22 protein-coding genes, 1 rRNA gene and 2 other annotated features are annotated in these 20,797 nt (G+C 44.2%); all 23 genes read right to left on the bottom strand.

Annotated features, from left to right (window positions below; genetic code table 11):
* Positions 1-42: 42 nt before the first annotated feature.
* The gene (rplJ, locus tag ACUXV2_RS20520; protein ID WP_175989565.1) at positions 43-543 is read right to left on the bottom strand and encodes a 50S ribosomal protein L10; all 501 of its coding nucleotides are present in this window, start codon (positions 541-543) and stop codon (positions 43-45) included.
* 42 nt (positions 544-585) lie between these two features.
* Positions 586-731, bottom strand: a sequence feature (ribosomal protein L10 leader region).
* Positions 732-782: 51 nt separating this feature from the next.
* The gene (gene rplA, locus ACUXV2_RS20515) at positions 783-1,484 is read right to left on the bottom strand and encodes a 50S ribosomal protein L1 (protein ID WP_446244950.1); all 702 of its coding nucleotides are present in this window, start codon (positions 1,482-1,484) and stop codon (positions 783-785) included.
* 128 nt (positions 1,485-1,612) lie between these two features.
* A complete protein-coding gene (gene rplK, locus ACUXV2_RS20510; RefSeq protein ID WP_032085258.1) occupies positions 1,613-2,038 on the bottom strand; it encodes a 50S ribosomal protein L11 in 426 nt (141 codons plus the stop codon).
* A gap of 176 nt (positions 2,039-2,214) precedes the next feature.
* Positions 2,215-2,748: a transcription termination/antitermination protein NusG gene (gene nusG / locus ACUXV2_RS20505; RefSeq protein ID WP_446244949.1), complete on the bottom strand. Its 534-nt coding sequence runs from the start codon at positions 2,746-2,748 to the stop codon at positions 2,215-2,217.
* Between the two features lie 169 nt (positions 2,749-2,917).
* Complete coding sequence (gene secE / locus ACUXV2_RS20500; RefSeq protein ID WP_446244948.1) at positions 2,918-3,097, bottom strand: preprotein translocase subunit SecE; 180 nt, start codon at positions 3,095-3,097, stop codon at positions 2,918-2,920.
* Positions 3,098-3,145: 48 nt separating this feature from the next.
* The gene (gene rpmG / locus ACUXV2_RS20495; RefSeq protein WP_446244947.1) at positions 3,146-3,292 is read right to left on the bottom strand and encodes a 50S ribosomal protein L33; all 147 of its coding nucleotides are present in this window, start codon (positions 3,290-3,292) and stop codon (positions 3,146-3,148) included.
* A gap of 73 nt (positions 3,293-3,365) precedes the next feature.
* Positions 3,366-4,025, bottom strand: a complete 660-nt coding sequence (sigH, locus tag ACUXV2_RS20490; protein WP_446244946.1) for an RNA polymerase sporulation sigma factor SigH — start codon at positions 4,023-4,025, stop codon at positions 3,366-3,368.
* Between the two features lie 62 nt (positions 4,026-4,087).
* Complete coding sequence (locus tag ACUXV2_RS20485) at positions 4,088-4,597, bottom strand: NYN domain-containing protein (protein WP_446244945.1); 510 nt, start codon at positions 4,595-4,597, stop codon at positions 4,088-4,090.
* A gap of 6 nt (positions 4,598-4,603) precedes the next feature.
* A complete protein-coding gene (rlmB, locus tag ACUXV2_RS20480; protein WP_446244944.1) occupies positions 4,604-5,347 on the bottom strand; it encodes a 23S rRNA (guanosine(2251)-2'-O)-methyltransferase RlmB in 744 nt (247 codons plus the stop codon).
* Positions 5,348-5,350: 3 nt separating this feature from the next.
* Positions 5,351-5,764, bottom strand: a complete 414-nt coding sequence (locus tag ACUXV2_RS20475) for a Mini-ribonuclease 3 (protein WP_446244943.1) — start codon at positions 5,762-5,764, stop codon at positions 5,351-5,353.
* Positions 5,764-7,167 carry a cysteine--tRNA ligase gene (gene cysS / locus ACUXV2_RS20470; protein WP_446244942.1) on the bottom strand — a complete coding sequence of 468 codons (1,404 nt, stop codon included), beginning with the start codon at positions 7,165-7,167 and terminating at the stop codon, positions 5,764-5,766. Before cysS ends, ACUXV2_RS20475 begins: the two co-directional genes overlap by 1 nt.
* On the bottom strand, positions 7,164-7,814 hold the full coding sequence (gene cysE / locus ACUXV2_RS20465) for a serine O-acetyltransferase (RefSeq protein ID WP_446244941.1): 651 nt from the start codon (positions 7,812-7,814) through the stop codon (positions 7,164-7,166). Before cysE ends, cysS begins: the two co-directional genes overlap by 4 nt.
* A gap of 197 nt (positions 7,815-8,011) precedes the next feature.
* Positions 8,012-8,228: a binding site (T-box leader), on the bottom strand.
* Positions 8,229-8,274: 46 nt separating this feature from the next.
* On the bottom strand, positions 8,275-9,732 hold the full coding sequence (gltX, locus tag ACUXV2_RS20460; RefSeq protein WP_446244940.1) for a glutamate--tRNA ligase: 1,458 nt from the start codon (positions 9,730-9,732) through the stop codon (positions 8,275-8,277).
* 85 nt (positions 9,733-9,817) lie between these two features.
* Entirely contained in the window at positions 9,818-10,294 is a 477-nt protein-coding gene (gene ispF / locus ACUXV2_RS20455; protein ID WP_446244939.1) for a 2-C-methyl-D-erythritol 2,4-cyclodiphosphate synthase, read from the bottom strand.
* A 1-nt stretch (position 10,295) separates the two neighbouring features.
* Positions 10,296-10,991, bottom strand: a complete 696-nt coding sequence (gene ispD / locus ACUXV2_RS20450; RefSeq protein WP_446244938.1) for a 2-C-methyl-D-erythritol 4-phosphate cytidylyltransferase — start codon at positions 10,989-10,991, stop codon at positions 10,296-10,298.
* Between the two features lie 431 nt (positions 10,992-11,422).
* Positions 11,423-12,514, bottom strand: coding sequence for a PIN domain-containing protein (locus ACUXV2_RS20445; protein ID WP_446244937.1), 1,092 nt, complete (start codon positions 12,512-12,514; stop codon positions 11,423-11,425).
* Between the two features lie 215 nt (positions 12,515-12,729).
* Positions 12,730-13,800 carry a DNA integrity scanning diadenylate cyclase DisA gene (disA, locus tag ACUXV2_RS20440; RefSeq protein WP_446244936.1) on the bottom strand — a complete coding sequence of 357 codons (1,071 nt, stop codon included), beginning with the start codon at positions 13,798-13,800 and terminating at the stop codon, positions 12,730-12,732.
* A gap of 3 nt (positions 13,801-13,803) precedes the next feature.
* The gene (gene radA, locus ACUXV2_RS20435; RefSeq protein ID WP_446244935.1) at positions 13,804-15,180 is read right to left on the bottom strand and encodes a DNA repair protein RadA; all 1,377 of its coding nucleotides are present in this window, start codon (positions 15,178-15,180) and stop codon (positions 13,804-13,806) included.
* 242 nt (positions 15,181-15,422) lie between these two features.
* Positions 15,423-17,864 (bottom strand): ATP-dependent protease ATP-binding subunit ClpC, encoded by a 2,442-nt coding sequence (gene clpC, locus ACUXV2_RS20430; protein WP_446244934.1) that lies wholly within the window; start codon positions 17,862-17,864, stop codon positions 15,423-15,425.
* Position 17,865: 1 nt separating this feature from the next.
* Positions 17,866-18,948, bottom strand: coding sequence for a protein arginine kinase (locus ACUXV2_RS20425; RefSeq protein WP_446244933.1), 1,083 nt, complete (start codon positions 18,946-18,948; stop codon positions 17,866-17,868).
* Positions 18,945-19,493, bottom strand: coding sequence for a UvrB/UvrC motif-containing protein (locus ACUXV2_RS20420; protein WP_446244932.1), 549 nt, complete (start codon positions 19,491-19,493; stop codon positions 18,945-18,947). Before ACUXV2_RS20420 ends, ACUXV2_RS20425 begins: the two co-directional genes overlap by 4 nt.
* 19 nt (positions 19,494-19,512) lie before the next feature.
* On the bottom strand, positions 19,513-19,974 hold the full coding sequence (locus tag ACUXV2_RS20415) for a CtsR family transcriptional regulator (protein WP_446244931.1): 462 nt from the start codon (positions 19,972-19,974) through the stop codon (positions 19,513-19,515).
* 674 nt (positions 19,975-20,648) lie between these two features.
* Positions 20,649-20,765, bottom strand: a 5S ribosomal RNA gene (gene rrf / locus ACUXV2_RS20410).
* Between the last annotated feature and the right edge of the window lie 32 nt (positions 20,766-20,797).

The raw sequence follows: 20,797 nt of genomic DNA, 5'->3' as shown, positions 1-20,797 counted from the left end.
AGTGTGTTGGTTCATAATATTATTTAAGCGACTCTGTTTAACTTACGCGCCTTGTTCTTCTTTTTGGTCTGCAACGGCTTTTGTAGCCAATGCGAAGTTGCGCATTGGAGCTTGAAGCACGCTGAGTAGCATAGAAAGAAGTCCTTCGCGGCTTGGAAGTTCAGCGATAGCTTTAACATCTTCAACAGATGTGATTGTTCCTTCGATAACACCAGCTTTGATTTCAAGTGCTTCGTGTTCTTTAGCGAAGTTATTAAGGATCTTGGCAGGAGCTACAACTTCTTCTGAACTGAACGCGATTGCGTTTGGACCAGTTAAGAATTCGTTCAACCCTTCAAGACCAGCTTCCGCTGCAGCACGACGTGTCATAGTGTTTTTGTACACTTTGAAGTCGATGCCAGCTTCACGAAGTTGTTTACGAAGCTCGGTTACTTCAGAAACATCTAGGCCACGGTAATCTACGATGATAGTAGATACACTGTTCTTTAGCTTGTCAGAGATTTCTCCAACGATGTGTTGCTTTTGTTCTAGAATGCTGCTCATCATTACACCTCCTGTAGATTGACTGATGAACATTTATACCGTCATCCAATAAAAAATGCCCTTATATCATGTAGACATAAGGGCATCGCTAACACGCATCATACGCGCATTTTTTATCGCAATTACCTCGGCAGGAAATTAAGCTCCAGAAGAGCACCTACTGTCTACGGTACAAATGTATTCGTTTTTTAACAACAGAACTAATTATAATGACTAGTTCCTAGTAAGTCAATACCAAATTATGCCTTAACTGCAAAAGTTGAAGGATCAACTTTAACGCCAGGACCCATAGTTGAAGTAACAGCAACGTTCTTCATGTAAGTTCCTTTAGCTGCAGAAGGTTTAGCTTTAAGCATTGTTTCGTACATAGTTGTGAAGTTCTCAACTAATTTTTCGCTGTCGAAAGAAATCTTTCCAACAGGAACGTGTACGTTACCAGCTTTGTCAGCACGGTATTCTACTTTACCAGCTTTGATTTCGTTAACAGCTTTTTCAACATCGAATGTCACTGTTCCAGTTTTAGGGTTTGGCATTAAACCTTTAGGTCCTAATACACGACCAAGTTTACCAACTTCACCCATCATGTCCGGAGTTGCAACGATTACGTCGAACTCGAACCAACCTTGGTTGATTTTGTTGATAAGGTCTGCATCACCAACGAAGTCAGCGCCAGCAGCTTCTGCTTCTTTCGCTTTTTCGCCTTTTGCGAATACAAGAACTTTTTGAGTTTTACCAGTACCATGCGGCAGAACTACTGCTCCACGGATTTGCTGGTCATTCTTACGAGTATCTACTCCTAAGCGGAACGCCACTTCTACAGTTGCGTCAAACTTAGCGATGTTTGTTTTCTTTACTAGTTCGATTGCTTCTTGAACTGAGTAAGCTGTAGTACGATCTACAAGCTTTTGAGCTTCAAGAAACTTTTTACCTTTTTTAGCCATTTTATAACTTCCTCCTTGATGTGGTTTTAGCGGAATAACCTCCCACGAAATAAGGTTGCGAGAGTGAAACAATACATTTCATCATCGCAACCTCGTTCAACAGGAACATTCAAATAAGCGAAGCTGGATTAGTCTTCGATGACGATACCCATGCTGCGCGCAGTTCCTTCTACCATGCGCATAGCTGATTCAACGCTAGCTGCATTTAAGTCAGGCATTTTTGTTTCAGCAATTTCACGTACTTTATCGCGTTTAAGTGTTGCCACTTTTTTGCTGTTAGGTTCGCCTGAACCAGACTCGATACCAGCCGCTTTCTTAAGTAGAACAGCAGCAGGTGGAGTTTTTGTGATGAATGTAAATGAACGGTCTTCAAATACCGTAATTTCAACTGGAATGATTAAGCCAGCTTGATCTGCTGTACGAGCATTGAATTCCTTACAGAATCCCATGATGTTAACACCTGCTTGACCTAATGCAGGACCAACCGGTGGAGCTGGATTAGCTTTACCTGCAGGAATCTGCAATTTAACCATTTTGATAACTTTTTTAGCCACGAGACACACCTCCTTAAGTCCGTGATGTGGTTATTGGGCTTTTCACCCTCCCACTCAAATGTAAAAAATGTCTTTATCAACATAAAGAACGTTTATTAGTTTCAGTATCTCTTGTCGAGACGCACTGACTTATGAAATATTATCACTTTTTTTAAGTGATTTCAAGTTCTTTTCCATTATAATTTATCAATTTGAGAGAAATCAAGCTCTACCGGGGTATCTCTGCCGAACATATTTACATGGACTTTGACTTTTGATTTGGCAGGATCGATCTCTTCGATCGTGCCTGTAAAGTTGGCAAATGGCCCCTCGTTCACCTTCACCGTCTCGCCCAATTCAAAATCTACCTCGATCTTCTTATCAGACATACCCATTTGTTTAAGAAGATACGTCACTTCTTCAGGCAGCAGTGGTGTAGGCTTTGACCCCGAACCGGTTGAACCGACGAATCCAGTCACTCCCGGTGTATTACGCACAACATACCAGGAATCATCTGTCATGACGATTTCCACGATGACGTAACCTGGGAATACTTTCTTCTTCACTACTTTTTTCTTACCGTTCTTAATATCTGTTTCTTCTTCTTCAGGCACGAGCACGCGGAAAATCTTGTCTTGCATCCCCATTGATTCAACACGTTTTTCAAGGTTGGCTTTAACCTTATTCTCATATCCTGAATAAGTATGAACTACATACCAATTCTTCTCCATTTGATAGGACTTAGCGTCCGTCCCTCCTCGCTATTTAAAGAATACTCTCTGACTTTTTTCTCCAAATGAAAAAACCCGTAAAAGTGAACGGGCTTAAAGGTCATGTACTCTATTAATGTTCATTATACCATGCTTTGGCATGTTATATACACTTAATTCTATCTTTCTCTTATTTAGAACCGATGATCAAACGCATCAATTCGGAAATCCCTAAATCGACAACAGCAAAGAAAACAGCGACGAATACGACTGTTGTGATAACAGTGATTGTGTAGCGTGTTAATTCTTTACGTTTTGGCCAGCTGACCTTTCTCATCTCTGATGCAACATTGCGAAAGAAATTAACCATCCTTTTGTAACCTCCAACTTGTATCAATACGCAAGACTTCTCACTCAACTATTTTGTTTCTTTGTGTAGGGTGTGAGCATTGCATTTATTGCAGAACTTCTTTATTTCCAGCCTCACCGATTGATTGCGGTTACTTGGAACACTGTAATTTCTTGAACCGCACACCGAACAGGCCAGTACCAATTTAGCAGTCATATCATTCACCTAAAATATACATAGTAAGTCCTATCAAAAATAACACGGGCACCAATTTGTGTCAATAACACAATTACATCGTTATTTCACGTACCTCAAGATATCTCTCGAGCTTCCGCTTCACCCGCTGTAAAGCGTTATCAATTGATTTGACATGACGGTTCAATTCTTCCGAGATTTCCTGATATGATTGTCCATCCAGATAAAGTGCCAGGACTTTCCTCTCAAGGTCACTGAGCAGCTGGGCCATCTTATCTTCCATGTTATCAAACTCTTCACGATTGATGATCAGCTCTTCGGGATCCATCACCTTCGCACCTGAAATGACATCGAGCAGTGTCCTGTCCGATTCGTCATCGTAAATGGGCTTGTCCAATGATACATAAGAATTGAGCGGTATATGCTTCTGTCTAGTGGCTGTCTTGATCGCCGTGATGATCTGCCTCGTGATACAAAGCTCGGCAAATGCTTTAAAAGAGGTCAGCTTGTCCTCCTTGTAGTCACGGATGGCTTTATAAAGACCAATCATGCCTTCCTGTACGATATCCTCTTTATCCGCTCCGATTAAAAAATACGAACGGGCTTTCGCCCTCACAAAATTCCGATACTTTTTGATCAGGAAGTCCAGCGCTTCACTATTCCCAAGATGGACGGCTTCTATGATTTCTTCATCATCCATACCTTCAAATCGACTGGTAAATGTATCCTTCTTGATGATATTGCTCACACTCATCCCCCCGCGCAAAACAATAGATAGAAATATTATACATTACAGAAAATTCAATCGTCAACCGTTCATCCTTCTCCACGGCGCCATTTTTCGAAAATTTCAGCAACTTCCTCTGACAATTGAATCTTGGAGGAAGGCTTGTTGTCAGCGGATTTCCGGACTTTTCTCTCAATCTTTCTTTCAATCACTTTTATTTCTGTCAGAAGCTCCCTCGCAGATTTACGGAGAGCCCCCTGACCGAAGATTGCCCACTGCTCAGTGAAGTCAGATGTGGCCACATGGATTTGGGTTTTTATGTTACTGAGTTCGATGGCAAGCTTCTCGATCCGTTCATCCGCCGTTTCATTTTCTCTTGTAAATAATACTTCCACCTTATAATTATTGTATTTGCGAGCGATTCCCTGCACGTAGTAGGCATCAAAGACCACGATGACCCGGTAGCCGGTATATCCCTGATATTCGGCCATTTGCTCGACCAGCCGGTCCCTGGCCGCTGCTAGATCCTTTTTCTTTAATTCATTCAGTTCCGGCCAGGCACCTATGATGTTATATCCATCCACAAGGAGAATATCCATTATTCACTATTCTCCCAGCGGGTGGCGATTGCGGTAAACCTCATACATTAAGATACTGGCTGCCACCGAAGCATTCAATGACGTGACATGGCCCGTCATCGGAAGCTGAACCAGGAAATCACACTTATCACGTAAAATCCTGCTCATTCCCTTCCCTTCACTTCCGATGATGAGTCCGATCGGCAATGTCCCATCAAGCTGACGGTAATCCTGCTTGCCTTTTGCATCGGTCCCGGCAACCCACACACCTCGTTCCTTCAGCTCGTCCACCGCCCTCGAGAGATTGGTGACACGGGCTACAGGAATATGTTCGATCGCTCCAGTTGAAGCTTTCGCTACGGTTGAGGTCAAGCCCACCGCCCTGCGTTTCGGGATGATGATCCCGTGTGCGCCTGATGCATCGGCTGTTCTCATGATGGATCCAAGATTATGGGGATCCTCAAGCTCGTCCAGGATGAGAACGAACGGATCCTCCCCTTTTTGTGCAGCTTTATCAAAAATATCATCGATCTCTGCATATTTATAAGCAGCCACCGACGCAACCACTCCCTGATGATTCTCCGCTACCATTTGTTCGATCTTTCTCTTGGGAACATATTGAACCATCACGTTTGCCTCTTTCGCAAGACCCAGGATCTGCTGGATCGAACCCTTCTGCGAACCTTCTGCAATCCATATTTTATTAATTTCCCTACCCGACTTTAATGCTTCTATGACGGGGTTTCTTCCACCAATAAAGTCTTTACTCATTTCTTATTCCTCCTTTCCTTTCTGTTCAAAAATAATCTTGATCAGCTCTTCCAGCCGTTCTGTGCGGTTAAGTAAAAATAAATATCCGATCAGTGCTTCAAATGCCGTACTGTGATTATACGTCTGCACATCTGTATTCTTAGGGATACTTCCCGATTTAGCATTGCGCCCGCGTTTGACAATATTGATTTCTTCCTCGGTCAACCGCTCCTCATCAAAAAGCTTTTTCAAAATCGCGGCCTGGGCCTTCGCTGACACATAATTGGTTGCCGCCCGATGAAGCTGGTTCGGCTTGATTTTCCCCTTCGTCAACAGGAGCTGCCGTACATACGTCTCATAGACGGCATCTCCCATATACGCAAGGGCAAGCGCATTAATTTGTTTGGCATCGATACGTTCATTTGTTTCGTATATCATCAGGATCCTCTCTTCCAGCGGGTACCCTGAGGTGTGTCTTCTAAAATGATATTCATGTCTTTCAATGTATCACGAATGTCATCCGCCAGCTGGAAGTCCCGGTCTTTACGTGCCTGGATACGTTTTTCAATCAACTCTTCCACTTCTTCATCCAATAGCTCGGCTTCTGCTTGCAGGCTGAGACCCAGCACGTCAAAGAAATCTTCGAATTGATGAAGGAAAGCATCAATGACCTCTACAGCCGTATTCTTCTCCATCAGATAATAGTTCGCTTGCTTGGAAAGTTCAAACAGGACGGATATACCATTTGCCGTATTGAAATCATCATCCATTTCAGAGATGAACTGTTCTTTTAACCCTGCCACCTTATCCAGCCATTCTTGATTGTGGTCGGTAAGGTCTGTACTTGATTCCTTCCGGTGTTTAAGGTTTTCATAAGCTGTCTTGATCCGGTCAAGAGCGGATCCGGCATTTTGCAGGAGCTCGAGATTGTAGTTGATCGGATGGCGGTAATGCACGGACAGCATGAAGAATCTAAGAACCTGAGGATCTTGTTCTTTGATGATGTCATGGACCAATACGAAATTACCCAGTGATTTAGACATCTTTTCATTATCGATATTGATGTAGCCATTATGCATCCAGTACTTGGCGAACGGCTTGCCCGTCAGAGCTTCAGATTGTGCGATTTCATTTTCATGGTGAGGGAAAGTGAGATCCTGTCCTCCCGCATGGATATCGATGCTGTCACCCAAGTAACGTTTCGCCATGGCCGAGCATTCGATGTGCCAGCCCGGACGGCCTTCTCCCCATGGACTGGACCAGGAGATTTCCCCCTCCTTCGCCGCTTTCCATAGGACAAAATCAAGGGCATCCTCTTTTTTATCCCCTACATCGATACGCGCCCCAGCTTTCAGTTCATCAATCGGCTGATGTGACAGCTTGCCGTACCCTTCGAATTTTCTGGTGCGGTAATAAACATCGCCCTTTGACTCATAGGCATACCCCTTTTCAACAAGGGCTGAGATGAAGTCGATGATTGTTTCAATGTTTTCCGTTACGGTCGGATGGATATCGGCTTTTTTGCACCCGAGCGCTCCCGTGTCCTCATGATAGGCTTCAATAAAACGCTTGGCAATGGCCGGGACTTCTTCTCCCAATTCATTCGCCGCTTTGATCAGCTTATCATCGACATCCGTGAAATTGGATACAAATTGAACATCATATCCTCTGTATTCCAGATAGCGTCTGACTGTATCAAACACGATGGCAGGACGGGCGTTTCCGATATGAATGTAATTGTATACGGTCGGCCCGCACACATACATTTTCACTTTACCCTCTTCCAGCGGTTGAAATTCCTCTTTCTTTCTCGTCAACGTATTGTATAAACGAATCGTCACAATGATCGACTCCTTCCCTCATAATCCTTCAGTAGTGTTTTCAGTTCATCGATTTCTTCCTGCATTTGTTTCATTCGATCATATACTGGATCGGGCAGATTGCTGTGATTCAGATCTTTCTGCACCTTTACTCCGTCCCTTATCACAATCCGGCCTGGAATGCCGACAACCGTCGAGTCCGGCGGCACATCCTTCAACACGACAGATCCGGCACCGACTTTAGAATTTTCTCCCACTATGATCGAGCCCAGAACCTTGGCTCCGGTTGCAATCAGCGCGTTATCATGGATGGTCGGATGACGCTTTCCTTTCTCCTTGCCGGTCCCGCCCAAGGTCACCCCCTGGAAGATCGTCACGTTATCCCCTATCTCACATGTTTCCCCAATCACCACACCCATACCATGGTCAATGAAAAAACGGCGTCCGATCTTCGCCCCGGGATGAATTTCAATCCCGGTGAAGAACCGGCTGATCTGGGATATCAAGCGTGCCAGAAAAAAGAACTTCCGTTTAAAAAACGCATGAGCGATCCGGTGGGACCAGATAGCATGAAGCCCTGAATACGTCAGAATTACTTCAATATAACTCCTGGCAGCCGGATCCTGTTCAAATACAACATCTATGTCTTCTTTGAATGTCTTAAACATCTTCTCCCCTCCTATCTAGAAAAGCGCAAGCGCCTTGTTCAGCCCCGACAAGCGCTCTTGGGCCGACCAGTGAAGTCGTTCTTTGACTCCACCCGGCGGACCGAAACGTCTCGAGGGGCTAGGCGCTGGAGCTGGCCATTTCTCAAATTCAAGTTATACTTTCTTAGAAAATAAAAAAACGCCCCTGTCATTGTAATGACAGAGACGCATAGGCAGCGCGGTTCCACTCTGATTGAGAAGAATCTCTCTTCTCCACCTCGACCTGTTAACGGCAGGAAACCGCCATTACCTACTTATTTCAGTAACGGGCTCTGAGGTGCATTTCAGAAAAGGAGAGGCTTAAACCACTTTCAGCCGGTGATGGTTCTCTCTAATAAGCGTCCTTTTCTTACTTCTCCTCATCAACGCGATCAATATTAATGAATTGGTACTCTTACTATATTACATTTATTCGAAAATGTTAACCTAAAAGACTTTGAAGACGGTGCTTTACTTTATCTTTCCCTAAAAGCTCGATTGCATTCGGCAATTCAGGTCCATGTGTCTGTCCGGTTACCGCAACACGGATCGGCATGAACAGCTTCTTCCCTTTATGGCCAGTCGATTTTTGTACGGCTTTGATTGATTTTTTGATTTCAGCCGCTTCGTAATTTTCAAGCGCATCGATTTCCTCCAGGAAAGCCTGAAGTACTTCCGGCACCTCTTCTTCATCCAATACGGCTTTTGCATCCACATCGTATTCAAGATCCTTCTTGAAGAACATTTCGGAAAGTTCCACGATTTCGGCACCAAAGCTCATTTGCTCCTGGTATAGGGAAATGACGCCTTTCGCCCATTCACGTTTCTCATCTGTCATCGGTTCTTCCAGCTTGCCAGCCTTGATCAGGTGTGGAAGTGAAAGTTCCACTACTTCGTCAAGCTCAAGATTCTTCATGTATTGATTGTTCATCCAAGTCAGCTTCTGGTTATCGAAAAGGGCAGAAGAAGTGGATAGACGTTCAGGATCGAAGATTTCGATGAATTCTTCTCTTGAGAACAGTTCTTCTTCTCCTTTAGGCGACCAGCCTAATAGAGCAATGAAATTGAATAACGCTTCAGGCAGATACCCCAGCGCTTCGTATTGCTCGATGAATTGAATGATGCTTTCATCACGCTTACTCAGCTTCTTACGGCTTTCATTGACGATCAGCGTCATATGACCGTATACAGGTGCTTCCCACCCAAGTGCTTCAAAAATCATCAGCTGCTTCGGCGTATTCGAGATATGGTCTTCCCCGCGAAGGACGTGAGAGATCTTCATCAAATAATCATCCACCGCTACCGCAAAGTTATACGTAGGTGTTCCGTCCTTCTTCGCAATAACAAAGTCTCCGATTCCATCGGATTCGAATGATACATCTTCTTTCACGATATCATTGAAAGTGTACACTTTGCCTGCAGGCACTCGGAAACGAATGCTCGGCTGGCGGCCTTCCGCAGCCAGGCGTTCCTGGTCTTCTGTCGTTAAATTACGGCATTTGCCGGAATAACGGGGCATCTGACCAGCAGCAGTCTGCGCTTCACGTTCAGCTTCAAGCTCTTCTTCGGTGCAATAACACTTATATGCCTGCCCGCTTTCTAACAGCTCGTTCAAATACTGCTCATAGATATGGTTACGTTCAGATTGGCGGTATGGACCATATTCACCTGGTTTGTCGACACTTTCGTCCCAATCGATGCCAAGCCATTGAAGGTATTTCAGCTGGCTCTCTTCGCCGCCTTCAATGTTTCTCTTTTTATCTGTATCTTCAATACGGATGATGAATTTGCCGTTTACGCTTCTGGCAAATAGATAGTTGAATAGGGCTGTTCTTGCGTTACCGATATGTAAATGTCCCGTTGGACTTGGGGCATAACGAACACGAACTTCATTTGTCATGATTGTTTCCTCCTTTAGATACGTGCATAAATCCTCTGCTTATTTTAACACCGTTGTGAGAGGGAATAAAGCGGATTTTGTGTGGTTATTTCTTTTTAATCAAAACCGTCGTCTGCGCGGCGATTCCTTCTCCCCGTCCGGTGAAACCTAGTTTTTCCGATGTGGTTGCCTTTACGTTGACCTGGGTGATATCGGCTTCTAACAGTTCGGCGATACGCTCCCTCATTTGATCGATATATGGGGCCATTTTGGGCTTTTGGGCGATGATGGTGCAATCGATGTTTCCAAGCTCATAACCTTCATCTTTCACAAGCATCCAAACGTGCTGCAGAAGTTTGGCAGAATCGGCATCCTTGAATTCAGGGTCAGTGTCCGGGAAGTGCTTTCCGATATCACCTGCTGCGATTGCCCCTAAGCATCCATCCGCTACTGCGTGCAGCAGGACGTCCGCATCTGAGTGACCCAGTAATCCTTTTTCATAAGGAATGGTGATTCCGCCCATGATCAATGGTCTGCCTTCTATTAATTGATGTACATCAAAACCTTGTCCGATTCTAAACATATTAGTTTCCTCCACTCATTTCCTCTTGCTTCTTTACAATGGCTTCTGCAAAATACAAATCCTCGGGTGTCGTCAGTTTTATATTATCGTAATCACTCTCAACGACCGAAACATCGATGTTCAGCCTTTCTACGAGGGAAGCGTCATCTGTGCCAAGGAACTCAGCCTCAGCCGCTTCCCGATGTGCGCGTTTCAATAACGAAACACGAAAAGCCTGCGGGGTCTGAACCATCCACAAGCTTGAGCGTTCAACCGTTTCTTCGACCACTCCACCCTTTACTTTCTTGATCGTATCTTTCACCGGGACAGCTGCAATAGCCGCTCCTGAAGATTTCGCCTCTTTCACGAGGTGATGGATCATCGTTGGTTTAATAAATGGTCTTGCTCCATCGTGAACAAGAACGATTTCGTGATCTATCTCAAGCAATGCATTATATACAGAGTGCTGACGTTCTTCTCCACCTTCGACGAGTTTAACAACCTTTTGGATGTTGTAGCGCTGGATCAATTTTTGGAGCGCTTCACGATCACCCGGGTGGATGGCTAAATAGATGCCTTTGCAGGATGGATCTTGATCAAACACCCTCAGTGTATGGATGATGACAGGGCAGCTATCCAGCTCAAGCAGCAATTTATTTTTACCTGCTTTCATTCTCTTTCCTTGTCCGGCAGCAGGGATGACGACTTGATACTCCATGCGTTAACTCCTTTAACTCTTTCGTTTGTCAATCTTTATTATAGCTTACCGTATTGGAGGAGTCAGGGCAAAGATGATTGGTGTTCAAAAGATTATTTTCAATGTTCTTTATTAAGATTGTAATACAAAGAGACCCCTTAAATCACCGCTTTTGATTTCCGTGCAAGACTTCGCTTTCCGCGGGCGGTTGGTGAGCCTCCTCGTCGCTGCGCTCCTGCGGGGTCTCACCTAACCCGCTTCTCCCGCAGGAGTCTTCGTCTTGCACTCCAATCAATAGCTGGATAGTCCCTTTACTTAAACAATAGTCTTTATTTAGAACTATAAATGCATTTGTTTCAATACAAGATACATGCCTTTACTGAATACTTGAGTATAAAATAAGCCAGCCTGAAAGATTGGAATACCTTTCAGACTGACTTGATTAAAGCTGTTTATAGTGCTTTTTCCAGTTGCTTGGGTTTGGCGAAGATCATTCGGCCTGCTGATGTTTGCAGGACGCTTGTTACGAGGACATCGATGTATTTGCCGATGTAGTTGCGGCCTTCTTCGACTACGATCATCGTTCCGTCGTCTAAGTAAGCGATGCCTTGGTTATGTTCTTTACCATCTTTGATCACTTGCACCTTTAATTCTTCTCCAGGCAGAACGACAGGTTTGACTGCGTTCGCCAGGTCGTTGATGTTTAACACTTGTACACTTTGAAGATCACAGACTTTATTGAGGTTGAAGTCATTCGTCACCACAATTCCATTTGTAAGCTTGGCCAGCTTCACAAGCTTTGAATCGACTTCCTGGATTTCTTCGAAGTCTCCTTCATAAATCTGAACCTCGACTGGAAGTTCTTTTTGTATCCGATTTAAGATATCAAGACCTCTTCGCCCGCGGTTGCGTTTTAATACATCTGATGAATCGGCAATATGCTGAAGCTCCTCCAAGACGAATTGGGGGATGACCACGATCCCTTCAAGGAATCCAGTCTGACAAATATCAGCGATACGGCCGTCAATGATCACACTTGTATCTAAGATTTTCAGCGTTTTTACGGCGTTTTCTTCAAGATCATCTTCTGCACCCTTTTTCTTTCCCTTGCCTGCGGCCGGAAAAAGGTTCATCAGTTCATCTCTCTTTTTAAAACCAACCTGAAATCCTAAATAACCAAGAATCAATGTCAATAGGATGGGAACAACCGTATTGACGATCGGAATTTCCATCTGGTTAAAGGGAATTCCAAATAAATACGCAACAAATAAGCCAAGAATCAAACCTAAACTTCCAAATAATAAATCTGTGACAGGCGCCTTCACGAGACTATCTTCAAACCACTTTACGAAGTTGACCACGTACTCGACTGCCCAAAACGTAAGAATATAAAAGATAATGGCACCAAATATGGCAGTCATATAAGGGTTATTAATCAAAGGAATGTCTGATAAGTTTATTACGGTTAACAATTCGGGAAGCAGAAAGATCCCCAGTGTCCCGCCTACAATAAGGAAGCACGCTTTAACGATATTTTTTAACATTCCCTCACCTCCTCCTACTCATTATAAACAATTTACTATTTTTAAAACGTTTGAATTCGGAAAACTTCATGAACTTAACCGAAAAGAAATATATTTGATACAGATAGCCCAATCATAATGACGGTCTATAAAAAAAGGCTAACATGTCCACATCAAACTGTCAATTTTTTGAAAAAGATTCCATTGTATCATAACAGGGTCTTTTTGACTAGCCTCTATAATTGCCGGTCTGCAAACGTCTGTTCTTTTATGAGCTTCAGCCCTTCCTTGATCTTTCTTGCCCTCACTTCTCCGATGCCCTCCACTTCATCCAGCTCATCGACAGACGCACTGCATACCTTAGGCAGCGTCTCGAATTCTGTAATCAAATTCTCAATGATGACGACCGGCAGGCGCGGGATCTTATTCAATACGCGGTATCCTCTGGGGAAAATGGAATCATCGTGATGTACGTATCCTTGGTAACCGAGCAGTTTCAGCAAGACATTATCATCGAGTACCTCTGAATGGACAAGCTCCTGGAATTTATATAATACTTCAAATGGCTTGATATCTCGATCTTGAGCATAATCCCTGATGATGAGCATCGCTTCCTCTTCAATATCCGCGAGCAGTTCATTCATCTGCAGGCGGATCAGCCTTCCTTCCGTTCCGAGTTCACTCAGGTAGGTCAAGAGTTCATTTTTGATCCGAAGGACCATTTCAAATCGGTGAAGAACCTGAAGAAGATCACTGTGAGTGACAAGTTCTTCAAACTCAAGGACTGACAGATTGGAAATACTCTGATCAAGCACGACCTTGTACTTCTCAAGCGTCTGTATCGCTTGATTCGCCTTTGTTAAAATAACCGAAATATCCTTGAGGGCATACCGGAAATTCCCTTGATAAAGGGTGATGACATTTCGTCTTTGTGAAATCGCAATGACAAGGGCATTCGTCTGTCTCGCAACCCTTTCTGCTGTCCGGTGCCTCATTCCGGTTTCGGTAGAAGGCACATAAACATCCGGAGCCAATTGTGCATTTGCAAAAAGAATCTTCGTACCGGCTTCATTTAAGATGATGGCTCCATCCATTTTTGCAAGCTCATAAAGATAGCTCGGGGAAAAGGAGCAATTGATATGAAAACCTCCATCTACGACGGATCTCACTTTTTCATTGTAGCCGACAACAATCAGACCTCCCGTTTTTGCCCGGAGCACATTATCTATTCCCTCTCTGATCGGAGCTCCCGGAGCGACAAATTGCAGAATATCCGATATCGATTTTTCAGTTTTTCTCTCTTCCATACCTTATCCTCCTAAAATAAGGGCCAGTGCTTCGTTTATCGTGGCTACTCCCACTACATTAATATCAGACGGCGGATGCCATCCGCTCAAGTTATTTTGAGGAACGATCACACGCTTGAACCCTAATTTCGCTGCTTCCTGAACCCGTTGTTCGATTCTTGACACTCTCCTGATTTCCCCGGTCAGCCCGACTTCACCTATAATACAATCATGGGGATTGGATGCTTTATCACGGAAACTGGAGGCGATACTCGCGGCAACGGCCAAGTCAATCGCCGGCTCATCAAGCTTTACTCCTCCGGCCACTTTTAGATAGGCATCCTGCTGCTGTAAAAGCATACCCACCCGCTTCTCCAATACAGCCATAATTAGAGAAACGCGGCTATGATCGATCCCTGTCGCCATCCGGCGGGGATTATTGAAGCTTGTCGGCGTAACCAAAGCCTGTATTTCGACGAGTACCGGCCGAGTCCCTTCCATCGAGGCAACCACGGTGGAACCCGTAGCCCCCTCGGAACGCTCCTCAAGGAAAATCTCTGACGGATTCGCTACTTCTTCCAAACCAAACTCTTTCATTTCAAAAATCCCCATCTCATTCGTAGAACCAAACCTATTTTTCACGGCCCTTAAAATACGATAAGAATGATGGCGCTCCCCCTCAAAATATAAAACGGTATCCACCATATGTTCGAGCAGTCTCGGTCCTGCAATCGAACCTTCTTTAGTAACATGCCCTACAATGAAGATGGCAATGCCTTTCGTTTTTCCGATTCTCATCAGCTCTGCAGTACATTCACGCACCTGTGAAACACTGCCCGGGGCAGACGTCACTTCAGGATGATAAATCGTCTGTATAGAGTCAATGATCACGAAGTCAGGAGACAGATGCTCAATCGTTTGATGAATGGACTCTAAATTGGTTTCTGCGTAGATATATAATTCATCGCCTTTAATATTTAAACGATCCGATCTTAATTTTGTCTGCTTAATCGATTCTTCTCCGGATATATACAAGACTTTCTGATTTTGCCTCGCAAGCTGCGAGGATACCTGAAGAAGCAAAGTAGATTTCCCTATACCCGGATCTCCTCCTATTAAAACCAGCGATCCGGGAACAACCCCGCCGCCAAGTACCCGGTTCAGTTCCCTGGAATCGGTTAACACCCGCGGTTCCTGCCGGGTTTCAATGGAGGACAACTTTTCTGCCTTGGAAGGCCCGGTTTTCTCACTATGCATAAACGCTGCCCTCGGCTGTTTGCCTGTGATGGCAACCTCTTCGACCATGGAGTTCCATTCACCGCAGCCTGGACACTTTCCCATCCATTTAGCCGACTCGTATCCACACGATGAACATACAAATTTCGTTTTTTTCTTTGCCAAATTACTTCTTCTCCTCTTCTACTCTATTTTATCTATTGTTGATTCATACCAATCCTTGTTGGATTGATTGTAACGATTTTATGTAAGGCTTTCAATGAAAAGCCCTTCTTGTTTATGTATGGGTGCTTTCGACTCCAATCAACAGCTTGTACCTGTTAAAACCACACAAAGTTTTTACCCGAAGCAATTATAAAAAAGAGGTACACGCCATACAAATACGTGTACCTCTTTTCAATAGATGATCAGGTAGCAGAATTAGCTTCTTCTTTTACCTTCACTACAAATTCTTTATCCTCGACATCGATCACAATGCTTTGACCCGTCAGGACTTTCCCTCTCAGAAGCTCTTCTGACAGTTTATCTTCGACATGCTTTTGAATCGCACGGCGCAGCGGACGTGCCCCATATTCCGGGTCGAATCCTTCATCTGCGATCTTTTCCTTCGCAGAGGCTGACAATTCGATGTGGATATCCTGCTCCTTCAAACGTTTTGTAAGCTGATCGGACATAAGCGTCACGATTTCTTTTAAATGATCTTTTTCTAATGAGTGGAATACGATGATTTCATCGATACGGTTCAGGAACTCCGGACGGAATGCTCTCTTAAGCTCTTCCATAACCTTCCCTTTCATATCTTTGTAATCCTGTTTTCCATCCTGAATGTTGAATCCAACATATTTATTGCTCTTAAGAGACTGTGCACCGACGTTCGATGTCATGATAAGCACTGTATTCCTGAAGTCGACCGTTCTGCCTTTCGAATCTGTTAGTCGTCCATCTTCCAGAACTTGCAGAAGGATATTGAAGACGTCAGGGTGAGCCTTTTCGATCTCATCCAGCAGGATGACGGAGTATGGCTTGCGTCGTACTTTTTCCGTCAGCTGTCCGCCTTCATCATAGCCTACATACCCTGGAGGTGATCCGACAAGCCGTGAAGTGGAGTGTTTTTCCATGTACTCGGACATATCGATCCGGATCATCGCTTCCTCATCACCAAACATCGATTCAGCCAATGCGCGGGCAAGCTCTGTTTTCCCTACACCAGTCGGCCCCAGGAAGATGAAGGAACCGATTGGACGCTTAGGATCTTTCAGGCCTGCACGGGCACGCCGTACTGCCTTGGAAACAGCCACTACCGCTTCAGACTGACCGATTACACGTGAATGGAGGATTTCTTCCAGCTTCAACAGTCGGTCTGTTTCTGTTTGGGCAAGTTTGGATACAGGTACTCCGGTCCAGTTCGAAACGACTGTCGCAATATCTTCCACGGTTACTTCTGTATTCTCCTGGCCTTGCTTTTCTTTCCAAGTGTTCTTCGTTTCTTCCAACTCTTCGCGCAGCTTCTGCTCTGTATCACGTAACGAAGCAGCCTTTTCGAATTCCTGACTCTGAACAGCTGCATCTTTCTCTTTGCGAATCTCCTCAAGCTTTGATTCCAGCTCTTTTAAATTCGGGGGAGTCGTATATGAACGCAGGCGCACTTTCGACCCTGCCTCATCGATTAAGTCAATCGCTTTATCCGGCAGGAACCGGTCTGAAATATAACGGTCGGATAACTTGACTGCGGCATCGATCGCTTCATCCGTGATTGATACACGGTGATGCGCTTCATAACGGTCACGAAGCCCTTTTAAAATCTGGATGGACTCTTCAGCAGTCGGCTCATTCACTTGAATAGGCTGGAAACGGCGCTCGAGCGCTGCATCCTTTTCAATATACTTACGGTACTCATCAAGTGTCGTAGCACCGATACATTGAAGTTCTCCGCGTGCAAGGGACGGCTTTAAGATATTGGACGCGTCAATCGCTCCTTCTGCCCCTCCTGCACCGATCAAGGTATGAAGCTCATCGATAAACAGGATGATATTCCCTGCCTGACGGATTTCATCCATCACTTTCTTTAAACGGTCTTCAAATTCACCGCGGTATTTCGTACCGGCAACAACTGTACCCATATCAAGCGTCATGACGCGCTTGTCACGGAGAATTTCCGGTACTTCATTGGCAATGATCTGCTGTGCCAATCCTTCGGCAATGGCCGTCTTTCCGACACCGGGTTCCCCGATCAGCACAGGGTTATTTTTCGTACGGCGGCTTAATACCTCTATCACACGTTGAATTTCTTTGCTTCTTCCAATCACGGGATCAAGACTTCCCTCACGAGCAATCGCCGTCAAATCACGTGCCAGACTGTCAAGTGTCGGGGTATTCGCGTTTGCATTGCCTCCGCCTTGATGATTATTGGAATCATTGCTCCCAAGCAGCTGCAGAACCTGCTGTCTCGCCTTATTCAAGCTGACACCTAGGTTTCCGAGCACTCTCGCTGCCACGCCTTCTCCTTCACGGATCAATCCAAGTAAAATATGTTCAGTACCTACATATGAGTGGCCCAGCTTACGTGCCTCATCCATCGACAGTTCGATGACCTTCTTCGCTCTAGGTGTATAATGAATGGTTTGAGATTTCTCGGTACCCTTACCGATCAGACCTTCTACTTCCTTCTGAATCTTCTCCGGGCTGAGCCCCAGTGCAGTCAAGGCCTTCGCCGCAATCCCTTCACCTTCACGGACAAGTCCCAATAAAATATGTTCAGTACCAATATTACTGTGTGCCAAGCGGATCGCTTCTTCTTGTGCCAATGCCAATACCTTTTGTGCTCTTTCTGTAAATCGACCAAACATCATATTATTCTTCCTCCTCACATGCGTCTTTATCTAATTTAATTCGCTCTCTTATCAAAGAAGACCTTCTTATATCTCTTTCATTTGGTCTAAGCGGTCCTCCCGAGTATTGCTGAAGAAATCCCGGCTGAGTCAAAATCATTAGTTCATTCAATATATTCTTGGATATGTTTTTGATGTATCCTAAATCGATTCCAAGCCTCACATCCGATAAACATTTCGCTGCTTCCTTGGATTCGATGATGCGGCTGTGTTCAAGTACTCCCAGTGAGCGGAACACTCTGTCTTCTAATTGTATGTTCGAAGTCTTGACCAATGCATCCCTGGCAGACTCTTCTTTGTCGATGATCTGCTTTACGACGCTCAATAAATCTTCCACAATATCATCTTCTGATTTACCTAATGTAATCTGATTCGATATTTGAAAAATGTTTCCCAATGCTTCGCTGCCTTCTCCGTAAATCCCCCTTACAACCAGCCCCAGCTGATTGATGGCGGGAATGATACGGTTCAGCTGCTGGGTCAGCACAAGACCTGGAAGGTGCATCATGACAGAAGCCCTTAATCCTGTTCCAACATTTGTCGGACATGTCGTTAAGTATCCATGTTTCTCGTCAAACGCATAATTGAATTCACTTTCAAACCAATCATCAATTTCATTGGCCCGGTTCAACGCTTCGTTCAATTGCAGACCCGGGAATAAACACTGTATTCGAATATGATCTTCTTCGTTTATCATAATGCTTACATCTTCTTCATTTGATAAAAGCACTGCACCGTCTTTTTCATTTTCCGCTAAATTAGGACTGATCAGGTGTTTCTCCATCAATACCCTTTTTTGAAGAGGTTGAATCTCATTCGTAGCCAGAAATTCCAACTCACCAAGATCTTTTGGGTATAAATGGGCCTTATCCCTTACCCTGCTGACGATTTCTTTTGCTTCTTCTGCAGAATATAAGGTGGAGTAGCGGAAATCGGTGAAATTACGGGCCAGCCGCACCCGAGAGCTGAGTACAATATCCGATTTCGGACCTTCTTCATTCATCCAGGAGCTGACGGCATTACTCAAAAATTTCTCCAGGCTCATTCAGCATCTCCTCCCTCGTTCTTAACCTCTTTCTCCAGGGAGCGGATTTCATCTCTGATCTCGGCTGCTTGCTCAAACTCTTCATTTTCGATTGATGTTTGCAAATTTGTCCTCAATTGAAGGATCCTTTTCTTTAAGTGGATGGCTCCGCCCATACGCTCAGGAACTTTCCCATGGTGCTCGACATTGCCGCTGTGCACTCGTTTCAAAATGGGATCCAGTTGTGATTTGAAGGTCTCATAACAGTGAGAACATCCAAACCGTCCGACATTGATGAACTGCTGAAACGTCATCTTGCATTTTTCACACTGCAGCACTTCCTGCTGAGGAATTTCTGACGTTTTCGCCTGCTTGAACGCAGGAGATATATTAAGAAGACCTGCCAATAAGTTGTTCACGGAAAATCCAGGCGAAGTATCAAACATAAACTTATCTCCCTTATCCTGGGCGCAGTGTTCACATAAATGCACTTCTGTCTTCTCCCCATTCACTACCTTAGTGAAATGAAGAGTAGCAGGCCTCTCATTACACTCTTGACAAATCATCCAACTCACCTCTCAACCCTTACTCATACTTCAGGCTATCCAGCATAGCCTTCAACATTCTCCCCCGAAGCACATCTCTTTCAGGCAGGTTCACCATGATCACTGAACGATCCATGACGCTCAGCATAATCTTGGCTTCACGTTCCGAAATGATATCTTCTTCCACTAACCTGAAAATAATATCTGCAGCTGTATTCTGACTGATTGCTTTCGTCACAAGCGATACCAACTGATCTATAAGATGGACCTGGTCATGGGCTTTCACCTTCATAATCCGGATATAACCCCCGCCGCCACGTTTACTTTCAACCACATACCCTCTTTCAATCGTGAAACGGGTATTGATCACATAATTAATTTGAGAAGGAACACATTGAAACTTATCAGCTATTTCGCTTCGTTTTATCTCTACTATTTCACTTTCACTCAGTTCCAAAACATTCTTCAAATAACTCTCGATGATGTCGGAAATGTTCCTCATCAAACCTCCTCCTCATTTTGACTTTGACTATATTTGACTATAATTATACAATCGGGAAATGAACTTTGCAATTGTGAACTTACCCTTAGAAGTTTTCCTGTTTTGGAAAACTTTTAAACGTATGAAAAGGAGTTTACCTGAGTTTGTTTTAAGATCCTTTCCTTCAGCCTAAGGTATTGTATGTTGGTTGGGCTGGAAAGTTAACGGAAGATTAAGGGTTTACTAGGGGGTGTCTTTACAGGTTTGTTAGGGTTTGGGGTTTGAGGCTTTTTGATTGTATATCGGATGTGGCATCCAACCTGGTATTCAATTTCTTGAGATTTGAATGAAATACTTACGTATTAAGAAGAACATGACTTGCTTTTTCAGCAAGAACGAGGGTTTTTATTAACAATAGACAAATTAAAGGGCTTAAAAAGGGAAAAGTTTGATGATTTTCAATGAAATGATTAAGATACATTGATTTAGGAATCATTCGAAGTTGTGTCTTTTGGCAATGAGGAGACTTTTTTCAAAACTGATGATTATTTTTTTAATTCCTGGCCATATTTTTTCAAAAAACCAGATATTTTTTCAATTTCTATACTTAATTTTTCAAAACCACTCACAATCCAAAACCTAACGAACTTGAATCAACACAAAAAAGCAACTCCTATGAGCTGCTTTTCCTATTTGCCTGGCGACGTCCTACTCTCACAGGGGGAGAGCCCCCAACTACCATCGGCGCTGAAGAGCTTAACTTCCGTGTTCGGCATGGGAACGGGTGTGACCTCTTCGCCATTATCACCAGACGAATATTCAATTGAAGGTTTGTTCCTTCAAA

This window comes from Rossellomorea sp. NS-SX7, from assembly GCF_052828565.1.
Note: the sequence above shows the minus strand (reverse complement) of the source record. Positions and strands in the feature narration are given on the sequence as shown.